The sequence below is a fragment of the Rhodococcus opacus B4 genome (assembly GCF_000010805.1).
Lineage (GTDB): Bacteria > Actinomycetota > Actinomycetes > Mycobacteriales > Mycobacteriaceae > Rhodococcus_F > Rhodococcus_F opacus_C.
Genome location: NC_012522.1, coordinates 6,724,499 through 6,737,699 on the forward strand (window position 1 = coordinate 6,724,499; position 13,201 = coordinate 6,737,699).

Annotated in this window: 11 protein-coding genes; 9 read left to right on the forward strand and 2 right to left on the reverse strand. The window is 68.5% G+C overall.

The window, feature by feature from the left end; all coding sequences use genetic code 11:
* Window positions 1-18: 18 nt before the first annotated feature.
* Entirely contained in the window at window positions 19-603 is a 585-nt protein-coding gene (locus tag ROP_RS30520; protein ID WP_015889880.1) for a GlcG/HbpS family heme-binding protein, read from the reverse strand.
* A gap of 163 nt (window positions 604-766) precedes the next feature.
* Between ROP_RS30520 and ROP_RS30525 the strand changes: the two genes are divergently transcribed.
* The 3 genes from ROP_RS30525 (at window position 767) to ROP_RS30535 (ending at window position 3,009) form a co-directional block, all read left to right on the forward strand.
* On the forward strand, window positions 767-1,969 hold the full coding sequence (locus tag ROP_RS30525) for a sensor histidine kinase (protein ID WP_015889881.1): 1,203 nt from the start codon (window positions 767-769) through the stop codon (window positions 1,967-1,969).
* Complete coding sequence (locus tag ROP_RS30530; RefSeq protein WP_015889882.1) at window positions 1,966-2,592, forward strand: response regulator; 627 nt, start codon at window positions 1,966-1,968, stop codon at window positions 2,590-2,592. Before ROP_RS30525 ends, ROP_RS30530 begins: the two co-directional genes overlap by 4 nt.
* 147 nt (window positions 2,593-2,739) lie before the next feature.
* On the forward strand, window positions 2,740-3,009 hold the full coding sequence (locus ROP_RS30535; protein ID WP_043825625.1) for a GlsB/YeaQ/YmgE family stress response membrane protein: 270 nt from the start codon (window positions 2,740-2,742) through the stop codon (window positions 3,007-3,009).
* A gap of 49 nt (window positions 3,010-3,058) precedes the next feature.
* Here the strand turns inward: ROP_RS30535 and ROP_RS30540 are convergent, their stop codons facing one another.
* Window positions 3,059-3,700, reverse strand: coding sequence for an SACE_7040 family transcriptional regulator (locus ROP_RS30540; protein ID WP_015889884.1), 642 nt, complete (start codon window positions 3,698-3,700; stop codon window positions 3,059-3,061).
* 116 nt (window positions 3,701-3,816) lie between these two features.
* Here ROP_RS30540 and ROP_RS30545 point away from each other — a divergent pair, with 116 nt between their 5' ends.
* From ROP_RS30545 to ROP_RS30570, 6 genes are read left to right on the forward strand one after another with little or no spacing between them, the layout of a single operon-like run.
* On the forward strand, window positions 3,817-5,406 hold the full coding sequence (locus ROP_RS30545; protein ID WP_015889885.1) for a carboxyl transferase domain-containing protein: 1,590 nt from the start codon (window positions 3,817-3,819) through the stop codon (window positions 5,404-5,406).
* 14 nt (window positions 5,407-5,420) lie between these two features.
* Window positions 5,421-7,430, forward strand: coding sequence for an acetyl/propionyl/methylcrotonyl-CoA carboxylase subunit alpha (locus tag ROP_RS30550; protein WP_015889886.1), 2,010 nt, complete (start codon window positions 5,421-5,423; stop codon window positions 7,428-7,430).
* On the forward strand, window positions 7,427-8,587 hold the full coding sequence (locus tag ROP_RS30555) for an acyl-CoA dehydrogenase family protein (RefSeq protein WP_005253824.1): 1,161 nt from the start codon (window positions 7,427-7,429) through the stop codon (window positions 8,585-8,587). The genes ROP_RS30550 and ROP_RS30555 overlap by 4 nt, the downstream gene beginning before the upstream one ends.
* A complete protein-coding gene (locus tag ROP_RS30560) occupies window positions 8,584-9,069 on the forward strand; it encodes a MaoC family dehydratase (protein WP_015889887.1) in 486 nt (161 codons plus the stop codon). The genes ROP_RS30555 and ROP_RS30560 overlap by 4 nt, the downstream gene beginning before the upstream one ends.
* Window positions 9,066-9,899 carry an HpcH/HpaI aldolase/citrate lyase family protein gene (locus tag ROP_RS30565; RefSeq protein ID WP_015889888.1) on the forward strand — a complete coding sequence of 278 codons (834 nt, stop codon included), beginning with the start codon at window positions 9,066-9,068 and terminating at the stop codon, window positions 9,897-9,899. Before ROP_RS30560 ends, ROP_RS30565 begins: the two co-directional genes overlap by 4 nt.
* A 59-nt stretch (window positions 9,900-9,958) precedes the next feature.
* On the forward strand, window positions 9,959-11,899 hold the full coding sequence (locus ROP_RS30570) for an acetoacetate--CoA ligase (RefSeq protein ID WP_015889889.1): 1,941 nt from the start codon (window positions 9,959-9,961) through the stop codon (window positions 11,897-11,899).
* Window positions 11,900-13,201 lie beyond the last annotated feature (1,302 nt).

The following is a 13,201-nucleotide window of genomic DNA, read 5'->3' on the forward strand; positions in this document are numbered from 1 at the left end:
CGTCCCCCGGGCGGCTCGTCAGCCCAGCGTTCCGGCGATCGCGTCGAGGCCGGCGGCCGCGCAGGCCTGATCCCGCATGCCGTCGGGGGCGCCGCCGACGCCGATACCCGCGATCGACCCGTTCGGCGATTTCACGCTCACACCGCCGGCGAGGAACAACGTGCCGGGAAGGTCGGCGACCGTCGCGCCGTCGCCCTTGGCCCGTTCGCTCAGGTCACTGGTGTTCGCGCCGAACGCGGCAGCGGTGTACGCCTTCTGCCGGGCCGCCTCCACGGTGTGCTGCGCCGCATTGTCCCCCCGCAGCATGGCCTGCACGTTGCCGCTCCGGTCGACCACCGACACGGTGACGAAGCCGAGTCCGTCGGCCTGGCACTTCGCGAGTGCTGCCTGCGCGGCGGTCTGCGCGGCCCCGACACCGAGACGGTTCTGGCTCACGACGCCGTCCGCGCCGTCGACCGGAGCGGGTGCGGCGGCGGTCGCGACCGGCGTCGACGCCGCCGTCGCCGCGTCCGTCGCGGACGATCCGCACGCGGCGGTCGCGACGATCGCGGCCAGCGGGACGGTGATCGCCAGAATGCGGGGCAGGCGGTGGAAGGTGCGCATCGGGAGGCCTTTCGGGGGAGGGCGAGCTGACGTGTCCAGCCTGGCCCGCGGGCACCGGTCACCGCATCGGGCCGACGGCGCTCCCGGACTCATCCGTTCGGCACCGGCAGATCATCCGAACGGTGGATCCGCGACCTGCCGCGGGTCCGTAGGATCCGAAGACGTGACTGGACGCGCGGACGGAGTGGACAGGCCGGACGGCGAGGGTCTGCGCGGCCCGCTCGGTACTGCCATCCACGTCTCCTTCTACGTCCTCCTCGCGACGTCGACGGCGCGGTACCTCACGTACCACGGTGTCAGCGGGCAGTTCGTCGTCGTGGTCGCGTTGATCGCGGCGCTCGCCGCGCTGTACGCGTCGACCGTGGTGGTGGCGCGACGGGGCGGGGCGTGGGAGCCGTGGGTGTGGCCGGTCCTGACGACGTGGGCGGTACTCGTCTGGCTCGCCCCGAGTTTCGCGTGGTGCGCGTTTCCCATGTTCTTCCTCTGCACGAGGGCCTACCCGAGCCGCATCGCGTATCCCGTCGTCGGTGTTCTCGCCGTGCTCACGTCGGTGGCGTTCTTCACGTTCTCCGGGCGTACCGAATGGGCGGTGCTGGTGGGACCACTGTGTACCGGGGCGCTGATCGTCATGGCGTACAGCCAGATCGAGCGGGACGGCCGGGAGCGGGTGCGCCTGCTCCGTCAGGTCGCGGAGACGCGGTCCCGGCTCGCGGAGACCGAGCGGGAGGCGGGGGTCCTCGCCGAACGCGAGCGGCTGGCCCGCGAGATCCACGACACCGTGACGCAGGGACTGACGAGCAGCCTCCTCCGGCTCGAGGCGGCCGAGCAGATCTGGGCGCAGGCAGATCCTCGGGCGGAGGCACGGGCCCGCGAGGACGTTCGTGTGGCGACCGGGACCTTGCGTGAGAACCTGGCGGAAACACGCAGTCTCGTGCACCATCTCGCGGCGCCCAACCTGGAATCCCAGCCGATCGACGCGGCACTGCTCGCCGCCGCGCGCTCCCACCACCCGCGGGCGGAACTCCGGATCGTGGGGACTCCGATCGCGATACCGGCGGAGGTGGCGCATGCGCTGCTGCGGATCACCCAGAGCGCGGTCTCCAACATCACCCGGCACGCCCGGGCCGAGACCGTGGGTGTCACCCTGACGTATCTTCCGGACGCCGTCGCACTCGACATCTACGACGACGGCGCCGGTTTCGACCCCGCGCCCACCGCACCTCCCACGGACCGCGGCGGATACGGCCTGCGTGCGATGCGCAGTCGCGTCGAGCAACTCGGCGGCAAGTTCACCGTCGAGAGCGCACCGGGCGAGGGCACCGTGGTGGCCGCCCAGATACCGTGCGTGAGAGGGGTCTCGGGATGACAACCGTGACCGTGCTGCTGGTCGACGATCACGCGGTCGTGCGCGCCGGACTGCGGGCGCTGCTCGACTCCCAGCCGGACATCGAGGTGATCGCCGAGGCGGGCACGGGGGAGGAGGCGGTCGACGCCGTGACCACCTCCCGGCCGCGGCTCGTGACGATGGACCTCGCGCTGGGATCGGGCATCGACGGGGTGGAGGCCATCCGCCGGATCCGGCAGGTCGACCGCACCCTGCCGGTGCTGGTGTTCACGACCTACGACACGGACGCCGACGTCGTCCGCGCCATCGACGCCGGTGCCATCGGATACCTCCTCAAGGACTCGACGCCCCAGGAGATCTTCGCCGCCGTCCGCGGCGCGGCGGCCGGCCAGAGTGTGCTGTCGCCGCCCGTCGCGTCGCGACTGCTGCAGCAGATGCAGCGTCCCGAGGAGGCACTCACGCCGCGGGAGGCCGAATTGCTGACCCTGCTGGCCAAGGGAATGACGAACAAGGAACTCGGCAAGGCCCTGTTCATCAGCGAGGCGACGGTCAAGACGCACCTCGCTCACATCTACTCGAAGCTCGGTGTCGACACCCGGGCCGCGGCCGTGTCCGTCGCACTGCGGCGGCAGGGCATCCGCTGAACCGGGGTTTTCGCGGTAGTACACTGCGTAAACCTTTTGGCAACGATTTGCCGAAGCCCTGTCGAACAGCTGTCCAGGTGGTTATGTTCGAAATGAGCGGTGACCTTCCGCTCGCACCATGAATTGCGTGTTGAGAGGACAAGGGCCATGGTTATGGACATCATCGGCACCATCATCTTCGGTGCGGTCATCGGCGTTCTGGCGCGTCTCGTGATTCCGGGAAAGCAGGCGATGGGATGGGTCATCACCGTCGTCCTCGGCGTCATCGGCGCGCTGATCGGGTACTGGGTGTGGGAGGGGCTCCTCGACAAGGGAGACACCGGAGGGATCGACTGGATCCGGTGGGTCATCAGCATCGCCGCAGCGGCCGTGCTGACGCTCGGATACACCGCGATGACGAGTAAGAACAGGGTGTAGATACCCGGCAGTGCCTTGCGGCCCGTGAGTACTTCTCAACCGCCCGTGGTTAAGAAGTACTCACGGGCCGCAGGCATGAGAAGGTCATGTCGCGCAGCACTTTCCGGGTACGCGACGGGGTGGCGGGGTCCGCACTGTGCGGGGTCGAGTTGATGAGCCCGAACGTGGCGTGCGCCTTGGTGCGGGCATCCGTCTCGTCCAGCGACGAATCCACCTGCAGAAGCACCTTCACCCAGATCTCCACGTAACGCCGCTGCGTTTGCCGGACCTCCCGGCGCGCGTCGACAGGCAGGCTCTCCAGGTCTCGGTCCTGGATGCGAATGAGGTCGGGTTCCCCGAGTGCGAAGTCGAGATGGAAGTCGATCAGACCTTCCAGTGCCGCGTCCGGGGACGTTGCCTCCGCGGCGACGAGCGACCCGCCTTCGAACAGTCGCGTACTGATCCCGACGAGCAGTTCGACGAGGACGGCGTCCTTGTTGGGGAAGTGCCGGTACACGGCGGGGCCGCTGATTCCCGCCGCGGAACCGAGATCCTCGAGGCGGACCCCGAGGAAGCCCCGTTCGGCGATGAGGCGGGCGGCGGCATCGAGCAGCTGGCGGCGGCGATCCGCCTTCATCTGCTCGCGGCGCGTGATCGGGGCGCCGTCGATGTTCGGGGTCGGGGCTTCGGTGCCGTCGACGTCTGCAGTCATCGTCTTGCTCTTTCCCGGGGTGCGGTCTGGACAACTCAGTTAATCACAGTTATCTTAGTTTCAGTTATCGAGGATTAACTCACTCGGCACGGGCGTCAAGACGAGAAGGCGGCAGGATGGCACTGGGCGGAACCACTGCACGGGAGGGCTACCGGGCAGAGCACACGAAATTGGTCGACGAGTTGAAGTCGCGGCTGGCCGTGGCCGCGCTCGGCGGCAGCGAGAAGTCGCGCGAGCGGCACGTCAGCCGAGGCAAGCTGCTGCCGCGCGATCGGGTGGACACGCTGCTCGATCCCGGTAGTCCGTTCCTGGAGATCTCGCCGCTCGCGGCGAACGGCCTCTACGACGACGAATGCCCCGGGGCGGGTGTGATCGCCGGCATCGGCCGGGTGTCCGGCCGGGAATGCGTGATCGTCGCCAACGACGCGACCGTCAAGGGCGGCACCTACTATCCGATGACGGTGAAGAAGCACCTGCGGGCGCAGGAGATCGCGCTGCAGAACCAGCTGCCGTGCATCTACCTCGTCGACTCCGGTGGCGCGTTCCTGCCGCGGCAGGACGAGGTGTTCCCCGACCGCGAGCACTTCGGGCGGATCTTCTACAACCAGGCGACGATGAGCGCGGCCGGGATCCCGCAGATCGCGGCGGTCCTCGGCTCCTGCACCGCAGGCGGCGCGTACGTGCCCGCCATGAGCGACGAGGCCGTCATCGTCCGCAACCAGGGCACCATCTTCCTGGGTGGCCCGCCGCTGGTGAAGGCGGCCACCGGTGAGGTCGTGACCGCGGAGGAACTCGGCGGCGGCGATCTGCACTCGAAGGTTTCCGGTGTCACCGACCACCTCGCGGAGGACGATCAGGACGCGCTGCGGATCGTGCGGAACATCGTCGCGACCCTCGGCCCGCGCGCCGAGCGTCCGTGGGACGTGATCAGCGCCGTCCCCGCGTCGGCGCAGCAGACCGACCTCTACGACGTTGTCCCCACCGACCCGCGCACCCCCTACGACGTCCACGAGGTCATCGGCCGCATCGTCGACGGCGGCACCTTCCAGGAGTTCAAGGCGGAGTACGGCAAGACGCTGGTCACCGGTTTCGCGCACATCGAGGGCCACCCGGTCGGCATCGTCGCCAACAACGGGGTGCTGTTCGCCGAGTCCGCGATGAAGGGTGCGCATTTCATCGAACTGTGCGACAAACGCAAGACTCCGCTGCTGTTCCTGCAGAACATCGCGGGCTTCATGGTCGGTCGCGACTACGAGGCGGGTGGCATCGCCAAGCACGGCGCGAAGATGGTGACCGCGGTGGCGTGTGCGCGGGTGCCGAAGCTGACCGTGGTGATCGGCGGCTCCTACGGTGCGGGCAACTACTCGATGTGCGGGCGGGCGTACTCGCCGCGGTTCCTGTGGATGTGGCCGAACGCCCGGATCTCCGTGATGGGCGGGGAGCAGGCGGCGTCGGTGCTCTCGACGGTGCGCAGCGAGCAACTCGACAGCGCGGGCAACCCGTGGTCGGCCGAGGACGAGGAGGCGTTCAAGGCGCCGATCCGCGAGCAGTACGAGGCGCAGGGCAACCCGTACTACTCGACCGCCAGGCTGTGGGACGACGGCATCATCGACCCCGCCGACACCAGAACTGTTCTCGGACTGGCGCTCTCGGTGTGTGCGAACGCACCGGTCGAGCCGGTCTCCTACGGCGTTTTCCGGATGTGAGTGGAATGACTGAAATGACTCGGATAGATACCGTCCTGGTGGCCAACCGCGGCGAGATCGCGGTGCGCGTGATCCGCACCCTGCGGGCCATGGGCATCCGGTCCGTCGCCGTCTTCAGTGAAGCGGACCGGGACGCGCGGCACGTCCGTGAGGCGGACACCGCGGTGCTGCTCGGTCCGGCCGCGGCCCGGGAGAGTTACCTCGTCATCGAGAAGGTGATCGCGGCGGCGCAGGCCACCGGCGCGCAGGGGATCCATCCCGGTTACGGGTTCCTGTCGGAGAACTCGAAGTTCGCCGGGGCCTGCGCGGACGCCGGGATCGCGTTCCTCGGCCCGTCCGCTCACGCCATCGAGGTGATGGGCGACAAGATCACCGCCAAGAACGCGGTGGCGAAGTTCGACGTGCCCGTCGTCCCCGGCATCGCCCGGCCGGGCCTGTCCGACGACGAACTGATCGCGGCCGCAGGAGACATCGGCTACCCGGTGCTCGTCAAGCCGTCGGCGGGTGGCGGCGGCAAGGGCATGCGGCTGGTGGAGGAGCCGGGCGCCCTGGCCGAGGCGCTGCGCAGCGCACGACGGGAGGCGGCGTCGGCGTTCGGCGACGACACCCTGTTCCTGGAGCGATTCGTGTTGCGGCCCCGGCACATCGAGGTGCAGATCCTCGCGGACGGGCACGGCAACGTGGTCCATCTCGGTGAGCGTGAATGCAGTCTGCAGCGCCGGCACCAGAAGGTCATCGAGGAGGCGCCGTCGCCGCTGCTGGACGAGGCGACCCGGGCCCGGATCGGCGAGGCCGCCTGCAACACCGCGCGCTCCGTCGACTACTCCGGAGCGGGAACGGTCGAGTTCATCGTCTCCGCGGACACGCCCGACGAGTTCTTCTTCATGGAGATGAACACCCGGCTGCAGGTCGAGCACCCGGTCACCGAACTCGTCACGGGCCTGGACCTCGTCGAGTGGCAGGTGCGAGTGGCCGCCGGTGAGCGGCTCGGTTTCACCCAGGACGACATCACCCTCACCGGTCACGCCATCGAGGCCCGCGTCTACGCCGAGGACCCGAGTCGCGGCTTCCTGCCCACCGGCGGCCTCGTGGCCGACGTCGTCGAACCGGAAGGTCCGGGTGTCCGCGTCGACTCCGGGCTGCAGCCCGGCACGGTGGTGGGCAGCGATTACGACCCGATGCTGGCGAAGGTCATCGCCCACGCCGACGACCGCGCCGGCGCGCTGCGGAAACTGGACCGGGCGCTGGCCGGGACCGGGGTGCTGGGAGTGGTCACCAACATCGAGTTCGCGCGCTTCCTGCTCGCCGACCCCGACGTGGTGGCGGGCACCCTCGACACCGGTCTGCTCGACCGGCGGCTCGAGGATTTCGTCGCCGCGGAGGCCACCGATGCCGCCCTGATCGCCGCCGCCGCGTACCGGTGGCTGCAGCGCTGGCCCGACCTCGCCGTGGCCGATCCGTGGGACGTCCCGAGCGGCTGGCGGGTCGGGACGCCCGCGCCCACCAGCATCCGGTTGTCGTCCGCCACCCGCACCGACCACGTCCGGATCACCGGCAGCCCGACCGACGCCACCGCGCAGGTCGAGGACGGCGACACCCTGTCGTTGACCGCGGCGCTCGACGGAACCACGCTGTCGGTGGTGATCGACGGCAGGCGCGAGACGTACCGGGTGGCCCAGACCGACGGGCACATCTGGCTCGCCGGGACCGACGGCACGACGATGCTGCGTGAGGTCCGTGAACTCAGTGTCCGCACCGGCGACGTCCACGCCGGGGAGGCCGAGATCACCAGCCCCATGCCCGGATCCGTCATCGCGGTCGGTGCCGAGGCGGGCGCGCACGTCACCGCAGGCCAGACGCTCGTCGTCGTCGAGGCGATGAAGATGGAGCATGCGCTCACCGCGCCCGTCGACGGCGTCGTCGACATCCTCGTCGCACCCGGTGACCAGGTGATGGTCGACCAACTGCTCGCCCGCGTCACCCCGCACACCGACCCCACCGACACGAAAGAAGACGCGTCATGACCGAATTCCTTGCCACCGGACAGCTTCCGGACGAGTACCAGCAATTGGCGAAGACCGTCGCCGACTTCGCCAAGAACGTGGTGGCACCGGTCGCGGCGGAACACGACGCCAACCACACCTTCCCGTACGAGGTGGTGTCCGGGATGGCCGACATGGGCCTGTTCGGCCTGCCGTTCCCCGAGGAGTACGGCGGAATGGGCGGCGACTACTTCGCCCTGTGCCTGGCACTCGAAGAACTCGGCAAGGTCGACCAGAGCGTCGCGATCACCCTGGAAGCCGGAGTGTCGCTGGGTGCGATGCCGATCTACCGGTTCGGCAACGAGGAGCAGAAGCAGGAATGGCTGCCGCAGCTGACGAGCGGCAAGAGCCTGGCCGCGTTCGGGCTCACCGAACCGGGTGCGGGTAGCGACGCCGGCGGAACGAAGACCACCGCGAAGTTCGACAGCGGCGAATGGATCATCAACGGCAACAAGCAGTTCATCACCAACTCCGGAACCGATATCACCAAGCTCGTCACCGTCACCGCGGTGACCGGGACGAAGGACGGCAAGAAGGAGATCTCCACCATCCTCGTGCCGACGTCGACGCCGGGCTTCACCGCCGAACCGGCGTACAACAAGGTCGGCTGGAACGCCTCCGACACCCACCCGCTGACATTCTCGGACGTGCGCGTTCCCGAGGAGAACCTGCTCGGTGAGCGCGGTCGCGGGTACGCGAACTTCCTGCGGATCCTCGACGAGGGCCGCATCGCCATCGCCGCGCTCAGCGTCGGCGCCGCCCAGGGGTGCGTCGACGAGTCGGTCAAGTACGCCAAGGAACGAGAGGCGTTCGGGCGGCCCATCGGGCACAACCAGGCCATCGCGTTCAAGATCGCCCGCATGGAGGCACGAGCCCACACCGCGCGCACGGCGTACTACGACGCCGCAGCCCGGATGCTGTCGGGCAAGCCGTTCAAGAAGCAGGCCGCCATCGCCAAGCTCGTCGCCTCCGAGGCCGCGATGGACAACGCCCGGGATGCCACCCAGATTCACGGCGGCTACGGATTCATGAACGAGTACACCGTGGCGCGGCACTACCGCGACAGCAAGATCCTGGAGATCGGCGAAGGCACCACCGAGGTGCAGCTGATGCTCATCGCACGGGAGGCGGGACTGTGACCGAATCCGACCACGCGACACGGATCGTCCAGCGCGGCCTGTGGTTCGAGGAGTTCGAGCTCGGCGCGGTGTACGAGCACCGTCCCGGCCGAACCGTCACCGAGGCCGACAACGTCCTGTTCACGACGCAGACGATGAACACCCAGGCTCTGCATCTCGATGCCGCGTACAGCGAGGGCACCCAGTTCGGTCAGCGTCTCGTCAACTCGATGTTCACCCTGTCGACGCTGGTCGGGCTGTCGGTGGCGCAGCTGACGCAGGGGACCATCGTCGCGAACCTGGGGTTCTCGGAGATCAGTTTCCCGAAGCCGTTGTTCCACGGGGACACGCTGTACGCGGAGACGAAGATCGCGGACAAGCGCGAATCGAAGAGCCGTCCCGGCGAGGGCATCGTCACGCTCGAGCACACCGGCCGCAACCAGAACGGCGATGTGGTGGCGATCGCGGTCCGCAAGACCCTCGTCCAGAAGAAGCCGTCGTGAGCTGGGAACTGCCCGGTCCCGCCTGGTTGTTCTGCCCGGCCGACCGGCCCGAACGGTATGCGAAAGCGGCCGCGGCCGCCGACGTCGTGATCCTCGACCTCGAGGACGGGGTGGCGCCCGGCGACAAGGAGGCGGCCCGGGTCGCCCTCATCGACACCCCGCTGGATCCCGATCGCACCGTCGTGCGGGTCAACCCGGTCGGCACCGAAGACCACGAACGCGACCTGCTCGCGCTCGACGGCACCCGCTACACCCGGCTCATGCTGGCCAAGTGCGAGTCGGCCGACCAGGTGCTGTCGCTGGCTCCGCGCGAGGTGATCGCCCTGGTCGAGTCGCCGCTCGGTGCGCTCGCGGTCACCGAGATCGCGTTGGCGGCCAGCACCATCGCTGTGATGTGGGGAGCCGAAGACCTCGTCGCCGCGATGGGCGGCAACTCCAGCCGCCGCGAGGACGGCAGTTACCGCGACGTCGCCACCCAGGTGCGATCGTCGACGCTGCTGGCGGCCAAGGGGTATCACCGGCTCGCGCTGGACTCCGTCTACCTCGACATCAAGGACCTGGGTGGGTTGCGCACCGAGGCGCTCGACGCCGTCGCCGTCGGATTCGACGTCAAGGTCGCCATCCACCCGAGCCAGGTGGCGGTGATCCGCGAGGCGTACGCGCCGTCCGACGAGGACGTCGACTGGGCGACGCGGGTGCTTGCCGCCGTAGCCGACCAGCGCGGGGTCTTCGCGTTCGAGGGAAAGATGGTGGACGCGCCGGTCCTGCGTCACGCCGAGGCGATCCTGCGCCGCTCACAGGCCGGTTCGGCAGGGGACAAGCCGGTCTGAGGTCGAGGTAGGCGCCGAAAGAGCGCGGACGGGTCGCGTTCTCGGGGAAGATGGTGCCCATGGCTGCCGATCCGCAATGGGTTCCCACCGAAACCGACGTGCGCGACGCGGTGATCACCGAGTTCGCCGCGTTCGTCGCCCGGCGCCACAGCGTCACGGTCGACGACTACCGGTCGCTGTGGCGCTGGTCGGTGGCGGCGCCGGGGGAGTTCTGGCAGGACGTGTGGGACTACTTCGACGTCCGGTCCGCCACCGATCCCGGGCCCGCCCTCGCCGACGCCGCGATGCCGGGCGCCGTGTGGTTCCCGGGGGCGACGCTCAACTACGTCGACCACGTCTTCCGGAATGCCCGCCCCGGCAGTCCGGCGATCCTGTCCGCGGGTGAGGGTTCCACCGACGCCTCCCTCGGATGGGACGAGTTACGTTCCGCGGTGGCGGGACTCGCCGCGACGCTCCGCGAGCACGGGGTCGGGGTCGGCGATCGCGTGGTCGGCTACCTTCCGAACATCCCCGAGGCGGTCGTCGCGTTCCTCGCGACGGCGTCGCTCGGCGCCGTGTGGGCCGCGTGCGGGCAGGACTATTCCGCGCCGGCCGCGCTCGATCGGCTGGGTCAACTGGAACCGGCGGCGCTGGTCACCGCGGACGGGTATCGGTTCGGGGGCAAGGAACACGACCGACTGGGGTCGGTGGCCGAGCTGCGCGCCGGGCTGTCGCCGGCCCTCACGGTGGTGGTGCCCCACCTCGACCCGGACGCCGCCGTCGACGGCGGCGTCACCTGGGCGGAGGCCACCGCCGCGGGCGGCGCACTCGAGCCCGTTCCCGTCCCGTTCGACCACCCGTTGTGGGTGGTGTTCTCCTCGGGCACCACCGGCCTGCCGAAGGGCATCGTGCACGGTCACGGGGGTGTTCTCCTCGAACACGTGAAGTCGCTGGCGCTCCAGCTCGACATCGGCCGCGAAGACATATTTTTCTGGTACACCAGCCCCAGTTGGATGATGTGGAACTTCCAGACGGCGGGCCTGCTGGTGGGAGCCACGATCGTCTGCTACGACGGAAGCCCGTCGCATCCGACTCCGGATGCGTTGTGGGCCTTGGCGTCACGTCTGGGTGTCACAGTGGTGGGAACCAGCCCCGGCTACGTACTCGCGTGCGACAAGGCGGGAGTGATCCCCGTCCGCGACCACGATCTGAGCGCGCTGCGCGCGGTGGGAGTCACCGGATCGACGCTGCCGGCGTCGTCGTCGCTGTGGCTGTCCGCGAACGTCGGTCGCCGAGTTCCCGTCGTGTCGATCACCGGTGGGACCGACGTGGTGTCGGCGTTCATCGGGGGAGCGCGCACCGTTCCGGTCTGGCCGGGGGAGCTGTCCGCCCCCTGCCTCGGGGTCGCGGTCGAGGCGTACGACGAGTCGGGACGGCCGGTGCGAGACGAGGTGGGCGAACTCGTCGTCACGGCGCCGATGCCGTCCATGCCGGTGTCGTTCTGGAACGATCCGGACGGAAAGCGTTACCGCGAAGCCTATTTCGAGGTGTTCCCCGGAGTGTGGCGGCACGGTGACTGGATCACGATCACCGGTCGCGGGACCGTCCTCATGCACGGAAGGTCCGATTCGACGTTGAACCGCAATGGAATTCGCATGGGCAGCGCCGACATCTACCAGGTGGTGGAGAAACTCCCGGAGATCGCCGAGGCGCTCGTCGTCGGGGTCGATCAGGCGGACGGCGGATACTGGATGCCGCTGTTCGTGGTCCTCTCGGAGGGTGCGGTACTCGACGGCGCGCTGAAGCAGCGGATCCGCGGCGCGATCCGGGAGCAGGCCTCTCCGCGGCACGTGCCCGACGACATCATCGAGGCGCCGGGGATTCCGCACACCCGGACCGGCAAGAAACTCGAGGTGCCTCTCAAGCGCATTTTCCAGGGTGCGGACGCGGGGCGCACGGTGGACCGCAGCGCCGTCGACGACCCCGCCCTGCTCGACTGGTTCGCGCGGCACGGACGCTGAGCGGCGACCCCGAAGATCTGAGCACCCTTGGGCGCCAACGCTTAGGTTAGTCTTACCTTCATTGTAAGCGCGACGATGTGACATATCTCCCGTCCCGCTCCGCCCGGTCGCGCCGCGGCAATTCCGACCAATCGGACACCCAGGTCGCCGGGTCCCGGAACAGCGTTCCACATGCTGGGATGTGGCCGGAATGTCGTCGATTCGCCCGGTGCTCGCCGCCGCGGTGCCTGTACCTCCCGTGGCTGGTCAGCGGGCGATCTGCCGCCCTTCCGGGGCGCGCACCGCGGTGGTCGGGCGTCCAGTATTCCGCTCGTTGCGAAGGGGTGACGGGCCTGGTCGGTTATTCCCGGCGCGCAACCTCGGGTGTTTGCCGTTTTGAGACCTGCGCGGGGCTTTGGTAGACACGGTGGTTGGCAAAAACTGCGGTCGCGGGGGGCAGTGGGTGTTCAACGCCGCGGTCGATCACCGGATCGGCCGCACCGTGCACGGAGACAGTCGGGAGGCGGAACATGAAACTGGATACGACAGTTGTACACCTAGCGAAATTCCGACTCTCGGTACGGTATCCGCCTAGCGGTTGGACGCAACGCCCGGAATGTGGTTCTGCCTGTTGAATATGAGCGCGTCGAAGATCGAATTCGGGCCTGGTTCTGGAAGTATCGAGGGTTGGGTACGTCACACCAGCGCCGGTAACGGTACTGGATCTGACACCGATGTAATTCCCGGCGTTGCCGCGGAACCGTACGAACCGAAATTGTCACCACCGAGCGAGAGGAGGCCGAAGCGATGATCGCGACGATGTTTCGTTCCCTCACCAGCGCCGTAGACTCGGCTCTCGACTCGGAGGATGACGAGCACCGATTGGGTGGCCGCTTGTTGGATCGATGAGAGAACGGAGCCACGTATGAACCCGCTCACCGCAAGTAGTTCGGGATGTAAGGGCCTTGGAGTGTTCAGCGTCGCAGGCAATCGGGTTACGGACGATCGTCGGACATCGACTCCGAGTGTGGTGGAACTCTTCGATCAGCGCAGGTCGTCCCGCGCTCGGCACGTCCCTGTTCCGCGCCGAGCGTCGAACCGGCAAGGCCCGTCCATGTGATGGCGTTCATCGGAAGACCGGCCCGCGGCGCAGTCCGTGGGACCGAGAGCTACGAATCACCAAAGACACAGGCGGCAGTCGCCACGCGTTCGAGAACGGAGTAACCCTTGGGGTCGGGACATGCAGCGGGTAGTAGCGGTGCTCCGGAAGGAGCGTTTCCGCTGTCGGCTGCGCAGCGTGGCATCTGGTTCGCGCAACACGCG

Excerpts from the sequence above, each read along its gene's own strand:
- ROP_RS30550 (WP_015889886.1), top strand. The coding sequence starts at position 5,421 with ATGACTCGGATAGATACCGTCCTGGTGGCCAACCGCGGCGAGATCGCG.
- ROP_RS30545 (WP_015889885.1), top strand. The coding sequence starts at position 3,817 with ATGGCACTGGGCGGAACCACTGCACGGGAGGGCTACCGGGCAGAGCAC.
- ROP_RS30540 (WP_015889884.1), bottom strand. The coding sequence starts at position 3,700 with ATGACTGCAGACGTCGACGGCACCGAAGCCCCGACCCCGAACATCGAC.
- ROP_RS30555 (WP_005253824.1), top strand. The coding sequence starts at position 7,427 with ATGACCGAATTCCTTGCCACCGGACAGCTTCCGGACGAGTACCAGCAA.
- ROP_RS30520 (WP_015889880.1), bottom strand. The coding sequence starts at position 603 with ATGCGCACCTTCCACCGCCTGCCCCGCATTCTGGCGATCACCGTCCCG.
- ROP_RS30535 (WP_043825625.1), top strand. The coding sequence starts at position 2,740 with ATGGTTATGGACATCATCGGCACCATCATCTTCGGTGCGGTCATCGGC.
- ROP_RS30570 (WP_015889889.1), top strand. The coding sequence starts at position 9,959 with ATGGCTGCCGATCCGCAATGGGTTCCCACCGAAACCGACGTGCGCGAC.
- ROP_RS30530 (WP_015889882.1), top strand. The coding sequence starts at position 1,966 with ATGACAACCGTGACCGTGCTGCTGGTCGACGATCACGCGGTCGTGCGC.